We start from the raw sequence: 17442 nt of genomic DNA on the forward strand, positions 1-17442 counted from the left end.
GGTCGCAAGGTTCCGAGGCGGTGCCAACTGCCCCTGGCCATCACCGTTTACGTACCCACCACGCTTGGTATGACGCTTCCGCCGATGCACCCTTCAGGGTTCCCACCCCGGAGTGATCCATCGAGGGGATCAACTGCCGAACGCCCTCAGTCGACCTCAATTGACCTCCATCAGGTGCATTTTTCGGCCAAGTTCAAGAATTGTTCAAGGAACGTTCAAGCTCCCCCAGACACCATCAATCCCACTGGTGCAATGCTGGACATTCCCTTACTCGTGCGTGTACATGTGGACACATGGGTAGCGGCCCAGAATCACCTGGGGGTTTGCAATGCTATTGAGCGAAATGCACCAGTCAAAAAGTCGACTGCCATGAGCGCCCCTCACGTGCCGAAAGTGGCTGGAATCGACTCAGCACTTTCCCCTTCCACGGACACTCCGGCGGCGCTTTCGGGAATGCCTGCCGTTCCCGCCCCTCTCGAAGAACCCCCCGAGACATGGGAGGCGTTGTCGGAGGGGGGTTCAGGCACGGGGTGCTGTTCCGGCCCCGGCGCGGACGACGAGCAGCACCCCGGGCACCCCGGCGGGCACAGCGGACAGGGCGTGCGCGGCGGAGGATCGCACTGCGGCCCGAACTCCTGCACCAGCGCACCCCGTGAATCCACCGCCCCGCCCGATACGGCACTCCGGGACCGACTCAACGGCCGAGTGGCGGATCTGACCGCGCTGTGCGGGCTCACCGAGCGGCTCGCCGGAACCGACACGCTCGACGCCGCACTTGAGGAACTGCTGGAAGCCGGTGCCGCCCTGCTCGGCGCACGGCGCGGAATGGTGGTGCTCGAACCACCGACGACCGCGGTCGACCTCGGGACCGGTCCACTGGATCGGACCTGCCGCTCCGGCCCGGACCTCGACCCCCATCGCCGCCCCGGCCGGATCAGGGGCCACGGGCTCAGCCATGCCGAACTCGGTCACCTCCAGACGATTCCGTACGCCGCCCATGCGTACGGATCGCTGCCTCCGCCAGCGGGCGACCGGGAGGCGCCCGTACGCGGTCGGTCAGAACAGGAGCAGAAGCAGGAGCAGGGACAGGAACAGAAGCAGGAGCAGCGGGGAGCACGAGCGGCCGTGGTGAACGGCCGGGAGGATCGCCACGCCCCCGAGTCGGCCCCCGAGCCGGCTCGCGATCGGGTAGACCCGATCGATCCGGTCTATCCATGGGGCCCGATGGGTGCCCCGACAGACACACCTGTCGATGTCCCTGTCGATGCATGGGGCGAGGTCTCACCGGGCGGAGCACCGACAAGAGCGCCCGAAGCGCCGGGGGGAGCAGCGGTTCCCGTCTGCCACCCCGACGTCCTCGGTGACACCTCGCTCGATCCGCGGCTCCGCGAGGTCGCCGCCCACCTCGGCTTTGCCGCCAGCTACGCCCAGCCCCTGACGTCCCCCGCGGCCGGAACCCTCGGCACGACCGTCTGGCTGTACGACGTGCCCAACGCCCCGCAGGAACGGCAGCGCCGGCTCATCGACCTCTATCTGCGGTTCGCCACGACGCATCTGGCCCGGCTGCTGGAGTTGGATGCGGCGCGCGAGACGGTGGCGACCATCGCCCGTGAGCTTCTGCCCAGCAGACTCCCCCGGCTGCCCGGGGTCACGCTGGCCGCCCGCCACCGAACGGGCCCGCTCGGCGGTGGCGACTGGTACGACGCCCTGCCCTTGCCGGAAGGCGCGCTGGGGCTCGCCGTCGGGTCCGTGAGCGGCTCGGGACCGAGCGCACTGGCGGCGATGGGACGGCTGCGGGCCTCCTTGCGGGCGTACGCCGTGATGGAGGGCGAGGACCCCGTTGCCGTGCTCTCCGATCTTGAGCTGCTGCTCCGGCTGACCGAACCGGCCCGTACGGCAACCGCCCTCTTCGCCTATGCCGAGCCCGCCGCCAGGAAGATGGTGCTCGCGGGCGCGGGGCACACCCCGCCGCTGGTGATCGGCGAGCGGCGCACCGAGTTCGTGGAGACCTCGTTGTCCGCGCCGCTGGGAATGCTCGCCTGCTGGGAGGCCCCGAGTGTGGAGATCTCCCCCGCACCCGGAGAAACGGTGCTGCTCTACACGGACGGCCTGCTGCGACGCACCGGGGGCACCATGGACCGGGCCTTCGCCAGACTGCACTCGGCGGCTGCGGGCGTCCCCAAGGTGGCTCGGGGCAACCCGGGGGCCATCGCCGACCACGTACTGCGAGAACTCGTTCCGGAAGGTCTGGACCAAGGGGCGAGCGAGGAGGACATCGTGCTGCTCGCAGTGTGTTTCGACTGATCCTCGCCAAGTTTGCCGGCTGATTCCGGTACCACCGTTTTTCGGCTACGGGTCGGTTTTCGTCCACCATCTGGCCCTGCCCGTTTTGGGGTGCTTCTCACAGAGCCCCGGGCGGTCTTCACGTCCCACATACGATGGACTCCGGTCCAGTGTTGTATCGAGGAGGCAGACGTGGCCGAGGAGCTCACCCCGAGTACCCCGGAAGAAGAAGAGCAGACGGTCAAGCCGCGCAAGAACGGCCTGTATCCGGGCGTGTCCGACGAGCTGGCGGCGAACATGGCCGGTGGCTGGGCGGACACCGAGCAGAGCGATCTGAAGCCCATAGCTCAGGCTGCGCACACCGCCGCCCGTCGTGCCGCCCTGTCGCAGCGCTTCCCGGGCGAGCGACTGGTGATCCCTTCGGGCAATCTGAAGACGCGTTCCAACGACACGGAGTACGCCTTCCGTGCCTCGACGGAGTACGCGTACCTCACCGGTGACCAGACCGAGGACGGTGTGCTGGTCTTCGAGCCCACCGCCGACGGCCACGAGGTGTCGATCTACCTGCTGCCGCGCTCCAACCGGGAGAACGGCGAGTTCTGGCTGTCCGGTCAGGGCGAGCTGTGGGTGGGCCGCCGGCACTCGCTGGCCGAGGCCGAGCAGCTGCTCGGGCTGCCCGCCAAGGACGTGCGCGAACTGACGGAGAAGCTGCGCGAGGCGACGGGTCCGGTGCGTGCCGTACGAGGGCACGACGCGGGCATCGAGGCCGCGCTCACCGACAAGGTCACCGCCGAGCGCGACGAGGAACTGCGCATCTACCTCTCCGAGGCCCGCGCGGTGAAGGACGACTTCGAGATCGCCGAGCTCCAGAAGGCGTGCGATTCCACGGCCCGCGGTTTCGAGGACGTGGTGAAGGTCCTGGACAGGGCTCAGGCCACCAGTGAGCGGTATATCGAAGGAACGTTCTTCCTGAGGGCCCGCGTCGAGGGCAACGACGTCGGCTACGGCTCCATCTGCGCATCGGGCCCGCACGCCACCACCCTGCACTGGGTGCGCAACGATGGCCCGGTCCGCTCCGGTGATCTGCTGCTGCTCGACGCCGGTGTGGAGACCACCTCGCTCTACACCGCGGACGTCACCCGTACCCTGCCCGTCAACGGCCGGTACACCGAGCTCCAGCGGAAGATCTACGACGCGGTGTACGACGCCCAGGAGGCCGGCATCGCCGCGGTGAAGCCGGGTGCCAAGTACCGCGACTTCCACGACGCGTCCCAGCGGGTGCTCGCCGAGCGGCTCGTCGAGTGGGGTCTGGTCGAGGGACCGGTGGAGCGGGTGCTCGAACTCGGTCTCCAGCGCCGTTGGACGCTGCACGGCACCGGCCACATGCTCGGCATGGACGTCCACGACTGCGCCGCCGCGCGGAACGAGGCGTACGTCGACGGGACGCTGGAGCCGGGCATGTGCCTGACCGTGGAGCCCGGGCTCTACTTCCAGGCGGACGACCTGACCGTGCCCGAGGGGTACCGGGGCATCGGCGTCCGGATCGAGGACGACATCCTGGTCACCGAGGACGGAAACCGGAACCTCTCCGCCGCGCTGCCGCGTCAGGCCGACGAGGTCGAGGCATGGATGGCCGCGCTCACCGCGTAGTCGGACGGACCGGTCCTGACGTGCTGGCAGGGGTTGGTGCGTACGGACCGCGACGCGTGCTCGGATCGGGGGGACTGCCCCCGGCCGGTGGAGCCTGAGGGCGCGCTGCCGAGGCTTCTGGGACCCATAGGGGGCTCAGGAGACCTTGAGCAGCGCGCCCTCACGCCATTTGAGGACCTTGTCAAAACTGACCACGGCCCCCCGGCCGGGCCTGTTGCCGAAATGCACATGGTCGGCGAGCTGCTCGATCAGACACAGCCCGCGACCGTTCTCGGCCGTCGTGGGGGCCTGGACGCGGGGGCGGATCCTGGCTCTGCCCTGACGGGACGGAAAGCCCGGTCCCGAATCGGCTACTTCGATACGACACTTCTCGCCGTCCAGGTACGCGGTGACCCGATAGGCCCCGGGAGTCTCTCCGGGACCACGGCCGCCCCCGTGCTCGACGGCGTTCGCACACGCCTCGCTGAGCGCGACGGAGAGGTCGAACGAGATGTCGGGGTCGACTCCCGCGGTCTCCATCGTGCCGAGCAACAGGCGCCGTGCGAGCGGAATGCTCGCGGCTTCGCGCCGCAAGTGGAGTGACCACCAGATGCTCATGCTCCAGCCTCCTGGCTGCGGCTCGACATACCGTTACGTATTGCCCCCGGACGGGGTCCGTAAGCACCGGGCGGATGTGATTGCGCTCATTCGGCCGACGCGCGCCGCCATGAGCGGGGTGTAGGAAAACCCCCTTCGCGGGACGTTTCGCACCCGCGAAGAGGACCTTCCGGACCTGCCTCACCACGGTCGGGCGCCCAGTGGGATGATGGGCCGGCCATGTCGTCCCCGAGGCCGCTGCCGCCCGTGCCGCTCCTGTCCGGTGTCCCTGCCGGAACGGGTCCGCGGTTGCTGAGGGCTGCGGTGTTCACCGCGGTCTGCGTGGTGTTGGCGGCGACGGGACATGCGCTCGCATCGGGTGCGACGGTCCCCGGGTGGACGGTGGTCGCCGGTCTCATCGGGGTGTTCGCCCTGGTGATGCCGTTCACGGGCCGGGTGCGCTCACTGCCGGCGGTCGCCGGCGCACTGGGCGGCGGCCAACTCGCCCTGCATCTGCTCTTCGGCGTCGGCCAGCACCGGCTGAGCCTCGCGCCGACCGCCGACGACGTCTTCGTCAAGATGGCCGCGAAGTTGGTGTGCGGGGCGGGCGGCGCCTCCCTCAGCCCCACCGACGCGCACCGGATCGTCACCACCGCGGGTCTCGCCCCGCCGTCGCACGGCGCCGGCTCCCATGTGGTGGAGAACACAGTCACCCAGCCGTCGTTGCTGCCGTCGCTCGCCATGGTGATGGGCCATCTGCTGGCCGCCCTGGTGACCGGTTGGCTGCTGCGACACGGAGACCTGGCGCTGGGCCGGTTGGTCCGGCTGTCGTCCGGGGCGGCGCAGGAGATGGCTCGCGCGGCCCGACTGTGTCCGCTGCGGGCAGCACTCGCGCTCGTCCGGGCCCTGTGCGTCGGTCTCGTACGCGAGCAGGGACCTGCGGTGCGCGGACCGCGAGCCGCGGACGACCGTCCCGCGGACCTCACAGCAGAAACGCTCCAGCACACGGTGATCAGGCGTGGGCCACCGGCGCGACTCGTCCTCGCAGCCTGACACGGCCCACTCGACGGGAGCGGGGCCGTGGTGTTCGCGCATGCGTTTGCGCCGGCACGCCCTCATTCTCCTCATCACCCTGTGGAGCGTTTCGCCATGAGCCTTTCCCGCCGTACGTCCTCTTCCGCCCCCGCCTCCCGCCGTACGTCCTCCGTCGGCGTCTCACGTGCCGCCACGGTCCTGGCCGGTGCCGGTGCCCTGTCCGTGCTGCTGCTCTCGGGCACCGCCTTCGCCCATGTGTCGGTCCAGCCGCAGGGCGAGGCCGCGAAGGGCGGCTACGCGACCGTCAACTTCAAGGTCCCCAACGAGCGCGACACGGCCTCCACGGTGAAGTTGGAGGTCAATCTGCCGACCGAGCACCCCTTGGCCTCGGTGCTGCCGCAGCCCGTGCCTGGCTGGACCGTCCAGGTGACCAAGTCCAAGCTGGCCAAGCCGCTTGAGGTGCACGGGAACAAGATCACTGAGGCAGTCTCCAAGATCACCTGGACCGCGGCCGGCGGCAAGATCGGCCCCGGTCAGTTCCAGCAGTTCCCCGTCTCCCTGGGCCAGTTGCCCGAGAACGCCGACCAGGTCGTCTTCAAGGCGCTCCAGACCTACGACAACAAGGAGGTCGTGCGCTGGATCGAGGTGCCGCAGGAAGGCAAGGAGGCCGCGCTGCCGGCCCCCGTCCTGGAGCTCACCGCGGCTGCGGAAGGCCACCACGGCGGTACCGGCGACGCCAAGAACGAGAAGAACGAGAAGACCGAACAGACTGAGCAGACCGACAAGTCTGACAAGACAGCCAAGGACGCGCACCACGACAAGGGCTCGACGGCCGGCAGCGAGAGCAAGGCAGCATCGGGTGATGACTCCGATGGCACCGCTCGCGTCCTCGCGGTCATCGGCATCGTCGTCGGCGCTGCCGGAGTCGCATTCGGTGTGCTCGCGGGCCGCCGTCGCGTCGCCTGACACACCCGTACACCACCTCTGGGATCTCTCTCATGCGCAAGAAGACCGCACTGGCGGCCATGGCCGTCGTGGCCGCACTCACCCTGTCCGCCTGTAGCGGGGACTCCGACGAGAAGCCCACGTCGAAGTCCTCCGTCGCCGAGGTATCGGCCGAAGGGGACACCAAGCCGGGGACCGTGCTGCACCGTCCGTTCACCAAGCCCGATCTGGTGCTCACGGACACCAAGGGGCAGAAGTTCGATCTGCGGGAGCGGACCAAGGGCAAGCCGACGATGATCTTCTTCGGCTACACCAAGTGCCCGGACGTCTGCCCGTTGACGATGAGCAACATCGCCATCGCCAAGAAGCAGCTCCCCAAGGCCGACCAGGACAAACTCCAGGTCGTCTTCATCACCACGGACCCCGAGCGGGACACCCCCGCTTCGCTGGGCAAGTGGCTGCCGAGTGCGGGTGACCCGTCGTTCATCGGGCTCAGCGGTGACTTCCCGACGATCCAGGCGGGGGCGCGGCAGATGGGCATCGGCATCGATCCGGCCACGAAGGAGAAGGACGGCACGGTCGTCTCGATGCACGGCGCCCAGGTCATCGCGTTCTCCCCGAAGACCGACGAGGGCTATGTGCTGTACGGCGAGGACACCAGCGCCGACGAGTACGCCAAGGATCTGCCCAAGCTCGTACGCGGTGAGAACCCGTGAGGGGCATGAGGGACACAAGGCATATGAGGGAGGGGACAGGGGTGGCACGGCGCCCGGGTCGTGCAAGCGCCCGGGCACCGCACGGGTTCAGGGCCGTCGCGGGGGCCATCGCCCTCGGGACGGCCATGGCCCTGACCGGGTGCTCCAGCACCCCTGAGGAGCCGGAGCTCAAGGTCGACGGCGCCTTTATGCCACAGCCGGTCAACGACATGGCCGCCGGTTTTCTGACCGTGCACAACAGCGGTTCGGCGGCCGACGAGCTCACCGCCGTGACCAGTGCGCTCTCCGACAACGTGACGATCCACGAGTCGAAGGGCCAGAAGATGCGGCAGCTGCGTTCCGTCGCCGTGCCGGCCAACGGCGAGCTCAATCTGGAGCGCGGCGGCAGCCACATCATGTTCATGCAGCTCAAGGAACAGCCCAAGAAGGGCCAGACCGTGGCGGTCAAGCTGCACTTCGAGAAGTCCGACCCGATCACGGTCGAACTCCCGGTCAAGGAACCCACGTACAACCCGGCGAAGCACTGAGTACCGAGGGGACTGACTAAGTCATGACAGCCACCGCCCCGCTCCTCGGAGCGCTCCCGACCGGGCCTTCGCATCCGCGCACCGGCCCGGGGGCCCGGCGCCCGCTGCACCGACGCGTGCTCGCCGCGACCGTGCTGCTCGGCACGGTCCTTGGCCTGCTGCTCTTCGGCGCGGCCCCGGCATCGGCACACGCCGCGCTCACCGGGAGCAATCCGCAGGACGGGGCGGTGGTCGCCACCGCCCCCTCCGAGGTGAAGCTCACCTTCTCCGAACAGATCGCCATGGGCAAGGACTCGATCCGCGTCCTGGAACCCAGCGGGAAGCGCGCGGACCGTGCCACGGTCCGCGATCTCTCCACGGGCGGGACGATCGCCTACGGCGTCGAACTCCTCCCCGACCTGCCCCAGGGCACCTACACCGTCGCCTGGCGGGCGGTCTCGGCGGACAGCCATCCGATTTCGGGCGCGTTCACCTTCTCCATCGGCGCCCACTCCTCCACGGAGGTGGCACTGTCGGCGCAGGAGCCGGGCACGGGAGTGGTCGGCGTCCTCTACGACATCGCGCGCTACGCCGCGTACACCGGTTTCGTGCTGATGGTCGGCGGCGCCTCCTTCATCCTCCTGTGCTGGCAGCGCGGGGCCGGTGTGCGTCCGGTGCAGCGGCTCATCATCCACGGGTGGGTGACGCTGACCGCCGCCACCTTGGCCATGCTGCTGCTGCGCTCGCCGTACACCGGTTCCGGGAAGCTCGCGGACGCCTTCGAGCTGAGCGGGCTCAGGGACGTACTGGAATCCAAGACCGGCGCGGCGCTGGTCTCCCGACTGCTGCTGCTCGGGGCGGCTGCGCTGTTCATCGCGGTGCTCTTCGGGTCGTACGCCCGAAGGGATGCGGAACCGGACGGTACGCCCGGTGACGATGGCGGTGACAATCACGAGTCGGGCGTCGGCCGCAAGGACCTCACCTTCGGACTCGCTGTCGGCGGTACGGTCGTCGCCGCCGGGATCGCCGCCACCTGGGCCCTGTCCGAACACGCCTCGACGGGCATCCAGCCCGGCGTCGCCATGCCGGTCGACGTGATTCACCTGCTGGCCGTCGCGACCTGGCTCGGTGGGCTCGGCGCGCTGCTGACCACGCTGTACCGAGGCCCCTCGATCGAGGAAGAGGCGGTACGGAAGTTCTCCCGGGTGGCCTTCATCAGCGTCGTCGCCCTCGCCGCGACCGGGCTGTACCAGTCCTGGCGGCAGGTCGGCTCCTGGTCGGCGCTGACGGGTACCTCGTACGGGCGACTGCTACTGCTGAAGGTGGCGCTGGTGGGCGTGCTGCTCGGCGTCGCATGGCTGTCCCGACGCTGGACCCAGCGGCTGGGCCGGCAGACCGAATCCGACGACACAGCGGGAGCAGACGACACACCGGGAGCAACGGAGACAGCGGAGGAAACCGAGACGGAGACCGCCGTGGTCGGCGTCTCCACGGCGGCCGGCGGGACGGTTGCGGCGACCGACCCGGTACGGGAGGCCCAGTTGGCCCGCCAGCGGGCCGCGGTGGCCAGCGCCGGCCGGAAGAAGGCGCGGGACGCCGACCCGGTCAGGTCGGGGCTGCGCCGATCGGTGCTCGCCGAAGCGGGCATCGCCGTGGTGCTCCTCGCGGTGACGACGGTGCTCACCACCACCGAGCCGGGACGCACCCAGGAGGAGGCCGCGAAGTCGACCGGCAGCTCCGCCGCGGGTGCGGTGGCACAGGGGCCCGCCGAGCTCAAGATCCCGTTCGACACCGGCGGGGCGAACGGCAAGGGCACCGTACGACTCACCCTCGATCCGGCCAGCCCGGGCGCCAACGCCCTGCATCTGTGGATCGACGATCCGGCCGGCGCCCCACTGGACGTCCCGGAGGTCTCGGTCTCCTTCACCCTTGAGGACAAGCAGATCGGTCCGCTGCCGACGACCCCGCAGCGACTCGCCGCGGGACACTGGACAGCGCCGTCGGTGCAGATCCCGATGCCCGGCGACTGGAAGGTCCAGGTGACCGTACGCACCTCGGACTTCGATCAGGTGACCGTCGACGAGAACGTGAAGATCGGCTAGGCCAGTGAAACCGGTAGAAACAGACACCGCGGTCCCGGTGTCCACCACCGACCCCGCAGCGGACGGGGTCTCGCGGCGGCGACTGCTGACCGCCGCCGGTGCCGCTGGCGCCGCGGGTCTGACGCTGGGTGCGGCGGGTGGGGCGATGGCCCACGCCGCGGGGGCAGGGCCCGGGCCGACCGCCCTGTCGACGGTCGGCTCGACCGAAGTCGCCTTCCACGGTGACCACCAGCCCGGGATCACCACGCCGATGCAGTCGCACGGCCATCTGATCGCATTCGATCTGACGGCCGGTGCCGGTCGCGGCCAGGCCGCGGCGCTGATGCGGCGCTGGTCGGCGCTGGCTGCGGAGCTGATGGCGGGCGACACGGCCGAGCAGGCGGGCAGGGACACGGGCGTCGCGCTGGACGCCGGCCCCTCCTCGCTGACCGTGACCTTCGGTTTCGGCCATGGCTTCTTCGACCGGACGGGGCTGGTCGCACGGCGCCCGGCAGGGCTCGATCCGCTGCCGGCCTTCTCGGCCGACCAACTGGACACCCGACGATCACACGGCGATCTCTGGGTACAGATCGGCGCGGACGACGCCCTGGTCGCCTTCCACGCGCTGCGCGCGGTACAGCGGGTGGCGGGGAGCACCGCCCGGGTGCGCTGGCAGATGAACGGCTTCAACCGTTCGGCGGGTGCGACCGCGCAACCGATGACCACGCGCAATCTGATGGGGCAGGTCGACGGCACCAACAACCCGAAACCGGCCGAGGCGGACTTCGACCGGCGGATCTTCGTGGCAGCCGGGTCCGATCAGGAGTGGCTGACGGGCGGCTCCTACGCGGTCGTACGGCGCATCCGAATGCTCCTCGACGACTGGGAAGGGCTCCCGCTGAAGAAGCAGGAGGCGATCATCGGCCGCCGCAAGTCGGACGGCGCCCCCCTCACCGGAGGGACGGAGACCACCAAGCTCGCACTGGATGCGCGGGGGTCCGATGGGAAACTGGTCATCCCGGAGAACGCGCACGCCCGTATCTCGGCACCCGAACAGAACGGCGGTGCGGCGATGCTGCGGCGCCCGTTCTCGTACCACGACGGCATCGGGCCGGACGGTGTTCCGGACGCGGGGCTGCTGTTCATCTGCTGGCAGGCTGACCCGTTGCGGGGCTTCGTGCCGGTGCAGCGCAAGCTCGACCGGGGAGACGCCCTGTCGGAGTTCATCCGGCACGAGGCGAGCGGCCTGTACGCGGTGCCGGGCGGCGCGGGTAGGGGCGAGTACGTGGGACAGCGGCTGCTGGAGTCATGACCGTCTCCCCGCCGGCCCGATCCCGGCGGGGACGGTACGGGCGGGGTGTGCGCCCCGCCTCGGTCGGCCCGCGCCACCGGCCCGGCGCATTAGGGTGACGTGTATGTCAGCCACGCGCTACACCTACCTGGGTCCCGAGGGCACCTTCACCGAGGCCGCACTGCGCACGCTGCCCGAGGCAGCCACCCGCGAGCTCGTCCCGATGGTGTCCGTGCCCGCCGCGCTCGACGCGGTGCGCAACGGGGAGGCCGCCGCCGCCCTCGTACCCATCGAGAACTCCGTGGAGGGCGGTGTCACCGCCACCCTCGACGAACTGGCTTCGGGCGAGCCGCTGATGATCTATCGCGAGGTGCTGCTGCCGATCGCCTTCGCGCTGCTGGTGCGTCCGGGCACCGAACTGTCCGCGATCAAGACGGTGACCGGGCATCCGGTCGCCCAGCCCCAGGTGCGCCAGTGGCTGCGTGCGCATCTGCCGGACGCGGTCTGGGAGTCCGCCGCGTCGAACGCGGACGGCGCCCGGCTGGTGCAGGAGGGACGGTTCGACGCCGCGTTCGCCGGTGAGTTCGCCGCTAAGACCTATGGCCTTGAACCGCTGGTGACGGACATCCATGACGCGGAGAACGCCGAGACGCGCTTCGTGCTGGTGGGACGCCCCGCCAGGCCGGCCGCGCCGACGGGTGCGGACAAGACGTCCGTGGTCATCTGGTTGGGCGACGACCGCCCGGGTGCACTGCTGGAACTGCTCCAGGAATTCGCCGTGCGCGGGGTCAACCTGATGTTGATCCAGTCCAGGCCGACGGGCGCGGGCATCGGGAACTACTGCTTCGCGGTGGACGCCGAGGGCCATATCTCCGACCGGAGGGTGGGCGAGGCACTGATGGGTCTCAAGCGCATCTGTCCGAACGTGCGGTTCCTCGGCTCGTACCCACGGGCGGGGGTCTCGCCCGCTCAGGTGCAGGAGCCCAGGGCCGGGACCTCTGACGGCGACTTCACGGCGGCGTCGGACTGGCTGGCCCGCTGTCAGGACGGACGGTCCTGACCGACCTCCCCCTTCTCCTCCATCGGTTCTCCGATCTCCTCCATGGGTGTTCCGACGATAGTTGCCGTCGGTGTTGCCGTCGTTGTTGCCGTCGGTGTTGCCTGTCTGCGACCGGCGACGGGGTGGTTCCGCCGCGCCGGCGTACGGGGGTGGGGTACGGGGGCGGGGCCGAGGGTGGGCGGTGGCTCGGGATCAGTTCCCGCGCCACTCGCGTGGATGGGGGCTCGGCTGGTATCGGCAAGGGCGGCAGGGGCAGAGTCAGAACCGGCTCAACAACGGCTCAGGGCGCGCTCAGCTCCGGGCCGAAACCGGCCCGGACCGGCACAGGACCGGCACAGGACCGGCTCGGAACCCGCCGTCGAGGACAGTCCTACCTGCCGATTTTCATCATCCACAGGGTTATCCACAGGCATCGTTCTCGACCTGGGGACAAGTCGACAACTCACTCCTGCTCAGTCGATAAATCGGTCCGATCGCTCCACCGTTGCCGCCCCAACCCCAGGGGATACCGCGTGCACCACATCGCCCACGCGTCACCTTGATTCCATTGATCAACTCTAAATGGGGGGCAATTAACCCCTAAATGCGCGCATGAGGCGGGTTTGAGGGGCGACTCCCAAGGCTTCGACGGCCGCCGGGGAAAGAACTGCACGACCATCCACAGAAATCACGCACAGCCTGTGGATAACTTTCCGGAAGTGCACATACCTGTGGACAACCGAACGTCAAGTCGCACACCACAGAGGGGATATGAGTCAATGCCAGCCCGGGCCGGGTAGCTCGTTCCAGCGAATGGGACGCGCTTGTGTGACGCCTTGCCTATTTTTCTATACTAAAGGTAGCAATTACCCCAAAAAGTCCCCAATAGCGACAAAAGGTCAGTCGGTGCCGTAATCCAGTGGCCGAGCAGCGACGTCGCACCGGTAGCCTGGTGGGGTGATTGACCTTCGCCTGCTCCGTGAGGACCCCGACCGTGTTCGCGCCTCCCAGCGCGCCCGTGGAGAGGACGTCGCCCTCGTCGACGCCCTGCTCTCCGCCGATGAGCGACGCAGGTCCTCCGGGGTCCGCTTCGACGAGCTGCGCTCCGAGCAGAAGTCCCTCGGCAAGCTCATCCCCAAGGCGACCCCCGAAGAGCGGGCAGAGCTGCTGAAGCGGGCCGAACAGCTGAAGGCCGACGTCAAAGCGGCGGACGCCGTACAGGGCGAGGCGGACGAGGAGGCCCGTCGCCTCCTCCTCCAGCTCGGCAACATCGTCCACGAGGGCGTGCCCGTGGGCGGCGAGGAGGACTTCGTCGTCCTGGAGACCCACGGCACCGTCCGCGACTTCGCTGCCGAGGGCTTCGAGGCAAAAGACCACCTGGAGCTCGGCGAGGCGCTGGGCGCCATCGACGTCGAGCGCGGCGCCAAGGTCTCCGGCTCGCGCTTCTACTACCTGACCGGCGTCGGCGCACTGCTGGAGCTGGCCCTGGTCAACGCCTCGATCGCCCAGGCCACCGAGGCCGGATTCATCCCGATGCTGACCCCCACCCTGGTCCGCCCGCGGGCCATGGAGGGCACCGGCTTCCTGGGCCAGGCCGCGGAGAACGTCTACCACCTGGAGAAGGACGACTACTACCTGGTGGGCACGTCCGAGGTGCCGCTGGCCGCGTACCACATGGACGAGATCCTGGAGGCCGACAAGCTCCCCCTGCGGTACGCGGGCTTCTCGCCCTGCTACCGCCGAGAGGCCGGGACGTACGGCAAGGACACCCGCGGCATCTTCCGGGTGCACCAGTTCGACAAGGTCGAGATGTTCTCCTACGTCACGCCCGACGAGGCCGCGGCCGAGCACCAGCGGCTGTTGGAGTGGGAGAAGCAGTGGCTGACCGCTCTTGAGCTTCCCTTCCGAGTGATCGACGTGGCCACGGGCGATCTGGGCGCCTCCGCCGCCCGCAAGTACGACTGCGAGGCGTGGATCCCCACGCAGGGCAAGTACCGCGAGCTGACCTCCGCATCGAACTGCGACAGCTTCCAGGCCCGCCGGCTCTCCATCCGGATGCGCGACGGCAAGAAGGTGCAGCCCCTGTCGACGCTGAACGGCACCCTGTGCGCCGTACCGCGCACGATCGTGGCCATCCTGGAGAACCACCAGCTGGCCGACGGTTCGGTCCGAGTGCCGCCCGTGCTGCGGCCGTACCTCGGTGGCCGGGAGATCCTGGAGCCGATCACCAAGTGAGCCCCGCCGCCCCCTTCCCGTACCGCCTGATCGCCACCGATCTCGACGGCACGCTGCTGCGCGGCGACGAGACCATATCGGGACGGACTCGGGATGCGCTCGCCGCGGCCACCGCGGCGGGCGCCGCGCACATCGTCGTCACCGGGCGTTCCGTGCCCTGGACCCGGCACATCCTGGACGATCTGGGGTACGAGGGGCTGGCCGTCTGTGGTCAGGGCGCCCAGCTCTACCACGCGGGAGAGCACCGGTTGCTGACCTCCCTCACCCTGGACCGGCGGATCGCCGAGATCGCCCTGGCGAAGCTCGAAGGAGCGATCGGGCCCTTGGCACTGGCCGCGAGTCGGGATGGGCTGGCCGGGGAAGTGCTGGTCAGCGCCGGCTACGCCGTGCAGGAGGGGCCGCTTCCGGTGATCCCCCTCGGCTCGGTCGCCGAGCTGTGGACCGCACCTCTGAACAAGATCTACATTCAGCATCCCGAGCTGGACGACGATGCGCTGGCCGCGATCGCGACGGAGACGATCGGCGGTCTGGTGAACGTGGTCATGGCGGGGCCCGGGATAGTGGAGATCCTTCCGCTCGGGCTCTCCAAGGCGAGCGGTCTGTCCATCGCCGCCCGTCGGCTGGGGCTGCGCGCCGCTGACACCATCGCCTTCGGTGACATGCCCAACGACATCCCCATGTTCGGTTGGGCAGCCCACGGGGTGGCCATGGCGAACGCACACGACACCCTCAAGGCCGTCGCCGACGACGTCACGACCTCCAACGAGGACGACGGCATCGCGGAGACGCTGGAGAAGCTGCTCGTCGGCTGACCGCCGCCGATAAGCCACTCGGGCCGACCCTCCGGTGATCGTGCGGGCATGCACGCGGAGAGCCGTGGGTCGGGATTCTGGATTCTGGATTCGGGATTCTGCGGAGGATGCGCGAATCGAACGCGCGCGGGGATTCCCCGACCACGGCTTAGCAAGCCGGTGCCTTACCACTCGGCCAATCCTCCGGGAGGGGGCGGTCCGCGCTCTCGCGCGCTCGAAGCGACCGCCCCCTGGGCAGTTGCTCGCGAGCGGCTCCGCGGAGCCTTGACGGCTACTCCGCTGCCTGCCCCGCGTCGCTGCCCTGTGGGGAGCTCGACGGACTCGGACTGATGTACCCCGACATCGTCGCGCTCCTCTCCCGGTAGGTGACATCGGTCGTACGTGTGTACGTCCGATGCAACTACTCTGCCCTCGCCCGCGGTTCGGCGCCACCGAGTTTTCTTTCCCTGCGCCGGGCCTGCGGAGGCATGGCGTCAGCCCGTCGAGGGGGCTCCCCGGCCGGGTACGACGGTGAAGTTGAACGTGTGCGAGTCGAGCGCCGTGGCGACGGACATAAAGAGAAGCGCCAGGTGCTCCTGCCCTCGGGAGCTCTCGATGCCCCCCAGGTCCAGCTGGGTGGCAGCCGGCCAGCCGAGGTCTTTGAGCAGCTCGGAGACCTGCGCCTTCGCATCCGCGTCCTGGCCGGAGAGGAAGACCGTGCTGGGTCCGGCGAGCTTCTCAGGCGCGATCATGACCGTCGAGTCCATGGTGCAGAGGGTCTTGACGACCCTGACGTCGGGGAACGCCTCCTGGATCTGTTCACCGATGCTGGAGTTGGGGTGGGCGAGCTCCCAACTCTCCGTGAGCCCCACGGCGATGTCGAGCAGGACCTTGCCAGCGAGCTGCGGTGCGAAGGGTGTGAGCAGGGCGATGGACTCGGTGCCCGGGGTCGCGTTGACGACCACCTCACCGTGATCGACGGCGTCGGCGAGCGACACCACGGGTAGGGAGCCGGGCGGTTTGGTGCGGGGATCGCGTGAGCCGAGCACGACGTCATGGCCCGCAGCCGCTGCCCCAGCGGCTACGGCCCGAGCGACATTGCCGGTACCGAGGAATCCGATTCTGGTCATGCGGATGACGCTAGGGGCGGAGGCGAGGTGTCGGATCGGGCGGGAGGACCAGGCTGCCGGGCGAAAGGTTCTAGGGCTGTGGGTCCATACAGATCGCCTGCTGACTGCCCGGAACGTGGGCCGGGCAGTCCGACGGACCAGGGGTGGGCCGGCGCTTTGACCGTCGTCCACCTTGCTGAGCAGCGATGATCTCCCCCATCCTGGTGGGGCGTCGGGGAGTTGGGTGCCCCTGACATGCATCTCGAACGACGGGCTACCGGGCCAACGCCGCCTCGACGAACGTCCCTTCGGTCCGGCCACGGTGTCGACGGCCGCCCCGTCGGGATTCACCCCCGCACGCCCGCCGCTCCCGGACATGGGTCAGCCCCCGTTCATCGGGTCTACCGAACGGGGGCCGATCCAGTGTCGAAAGTGCCGCGGTCACCGCCGCGGCCGGCGCTCACTCCTCGCCGGCGAGCTTCAACACCCGAAGCTTCTGACCCGCGTACCAGGTGGCCACCACCGTGACCCCGGCCAGCAGCGAGGCCGCCAGCGGCAGTCCGACGTCCGAGCCGATCAGCCCATCGCCCGCGATCCGCTCGGCGAGCGACAGCGCCCACTGCTGCACGCTCAGGGTGCGCGCCCCGGGCACCAGGCTGCCGAACAGGGCCTCCCACACCAGGGCGTAGATCAGTCCGATGACGACCGCGTGCCTGCTCACCGTGCCGAGCAGCAGGAACAGCGCGCTGTAGGCGATGGAGGCGACCAGTGCCGCCACGGTGTAGGCGATGGCGACCTGCTGGCCGTTCCCGTTGAGGATGAAGCCGGCGATCAGGGTCGGTATGGCGGAGAAGGCCATCGTCACGGCTATCGCCACGATCAACTTGGTGAAGATGATCGTCGAACGCTTCACCGGCTTGGCGAGGAGGTAGACGATCGATCCGTCGTCGATCTCGGGGCCGATCGATCCGGTTCCCGCGATGACACCGATCAGCGGCACCATCGCGGCGAGTGCGAACCCGCCCAGGAGGTCCGCGGCAATCTGGTCGTCCACGCCGTTGAACATGCGGACGGCGGTGGCGATGAACAGCAGGAGTGCGGGCAGGATGAAGAGGATCGCGGCCCGGCGCCTGCCGAGGACGGCCCGATAGGTGAGCCGGGCGACTGTGGGGTTGTACATGACGT

At 69.2% G+C, this 17442-nt stretch carries 14 protein-coding genes and 1 tRNA gene; 11 read left to right on the plus strand and 4 right to left on the minus strand.

Annotation, left to right across the window (positions count from 1 at the left end):
• Positions 1–825: 825 nt before the first annotated feature.
• Both ACFXJL_RS05430 and ACFXJL_RS05435 read left to right on the plus strand, forming a co-directional pair.
• Complete coding sequence (locus tag ACFXJL_RS05430; protein WP_384690316.1) at positions 826–2304, plus strand: PP2C family protein-serine/threonine phosphatase; 1479 nt, start codon at positions 826–828, stop codon at positions 2302–2304.
• A 171-nt stretch (positions 2305–2475) separates the two neighbouring features.
• Positions 2476–3933: an aminopeptidase P family protein gene (locus tag ACFXJL_RS05435; RefSeq protein ID WP_384689445.1), complete on the plus strand. Its 1458-nt coding sequence runs from the start codon at positions 2476–2478 to the stop codon at positions 3931–3933.
• 135 nt (positions 3934–4068) lie between these two features.
• On the opposite strand, the gene ACFXJL_RS05440 is transcribed toward ACFXJL_RS05435, so the two are convergent.
• Positions 4069–4530 (minus strand): ATP-binding protein, encoded by a 462-nt coding sequence (locus ACFXJL_RS05440; RefSeq protein ID WP_329021123.1) that lies wholly within the window; start codon positions 4528–4530, stop codon positions 4069–4071.
• A 219-nt stretch (positions 4531–4749) separates the two neighbouring features.
• Here ACFXJL_RS05440 and ACFXJL_RS05445 point away from each other — a divergent pair, with 219 nt between their 5' ends.
• From ACFXJL_RS05445 to ACFXJL_RS05485, 9 genes are all read left to right on the plus strand, one after another.
• Positions 4750–5562 carry a hypothetical protein gene (locus tag ACFXJL_RS05445; protein WP_384689448.1) on the plus strand — a complete coding sequence of 271 codons (813 nt, stop codon included), beginning with the start codon at positions 4750–4752 and terminating at the stop codon, positions 5560–5562.
• A 96-nt stretch (positions 5563–5658) separates the two neighbouring features.
• Positions 5659–6510, plus strand: a complete 852-nt coding sequence (locus ACFXJL_RS05450; RefSeq protein ID WP_384689451.1) for a YcnI family protein — start codon at positions 5659–5661, stop codon at positions 6508–6510.
• Between the two features lie 32 nt (positions 6511–6542).
• Positions 6543–7205, plus strand: a complete 663-nt coding sequence (locus ACFXJL_RS05455) for an SCO family protein (RefSeq protein WP_358881404.1) — start codon at positions 6543–6545, stop codon at positions 7203–7205.
• A 125-nt stretch (positions 7206–7330) separates the two neighbouring features.
• Complete coding sequence (locus ACFXJL_RS05460; protein WP_358881405.1) at positions 7331–7732, plus strand: copper chaperone PCu(A)C; 402 nt, start codon at positions 7331–7333, stop codon at positions 7730–7732.
• Positions 7733–7755: 23 nt separating this feature from the next.
• Entirely contained in the window at positions 7756–9813 is a 2058-nt protein-coding gene (locus ACFXJL_RS05465) for a copper resistance protein CopC (protein WP_384689454.1), read from the plus strand.
• Between the two features lie 4 nt (positions 9814–9817).
• The gene (gene efeB / locus ACFXJL_RS05470) at positions 9818–11104 is read left to right on the plus strand and encodes an iron uptake transporter deferrochelatase/peroxidase subunit (protein ID WP_384689457.1); all 1287 of its coding nucleotides are present in this window, start codon (positions 9818–9820) and stop codon (positions 11102–11104) included.
• A gap of 103 nt (positions 11105–11207) precedes the next feature.
• The gene (gene pheA, locus ACFXJL_RS05475; protein WP_358881408.1) at positions 11208–12143 is read left to right on the plus strand and encodes a prephenate dehydratase; all 936 of its coding nucleotides are present in this window, start codon (positions 11208–11210) and stop codon (positions 12141–12143) included.
• A gap of 936 nt (positions 12144–13079) precedes the next feature.
• Complete coding sequence (gene serS / locus ACFXJL_RS05480; protein ID WP_384689460.1) at positions 13080–14357, plus strand: serine--tRNA ligase; 1278 nt, start codon at positions 13080–13082, stop codon at positions 14355–14357.
• On the plus strand, positions 14354–15169 hold the full coding sequence (locus ACFXJL_RS05485; RefSeq protein WP_384689463.1) for an HAD family hydrolase: 816 nt from the start codon (positions 14354–14356) through the stop codon (positions 15167–15169). Before serS ends, ACFXJL_RS05485 begins: the two co-directional genes overlap by 4 nt.
• Before the next feature lie 101 nt (positions 15170–15270).
• On the opposite strand, the gene ACFXJL_RS05490 is transcribed toward ACFXJL_RS05485, so the two are convergent.
• The 3 genes from ACFXJL_RS05490 to ACFXJL_RS05500 form a co-directional block, all read right to left on the minus strand.
• Positions 15271–15354, minus strand: a tRNA-Ser gene (locus tag ACFXJL_RS05490).
• A gap of 288 nt (positions 15355–15642) precedes the next feature.
• Positions 15643–16278 (minus strand): NADPH-dependent F420 reductase, encoded by a 636-nt coding sequence (locus ACFXJL_RS05495; RefSeq protein WP_384634151.1) that lies wholly within the window; start codon positions 16276–16278, stop codon positions 15643–15645.
• Positions 16279–16717: 439 nt separating this feature from the next.
• Positions 16718–17437 carry an ABC transporter permease subunit gene (locus ACFXJL_RS05500; RefSeq protein ID WP_358881410.1) on the minus strand — a complete coding sequence of 240 codons (720 nt, stop codon included), beginning with the start codon at positions 17435–17437 and terminating at the stop codon, positions 16718–16720.
• Positions 17438–17442: the final 5 nt, after the last annotated feature.

The sequence above is a fragment of the Streptomyces sp. NPDC059256 genome (genome assembly GCF_042753785.1).
Taxonomy (GTDB): domain Bacteria; phylum Actinomycetota; class Actinomycetes; order Streptomycetales; family Streptomycetaceae; genus Streptomyces.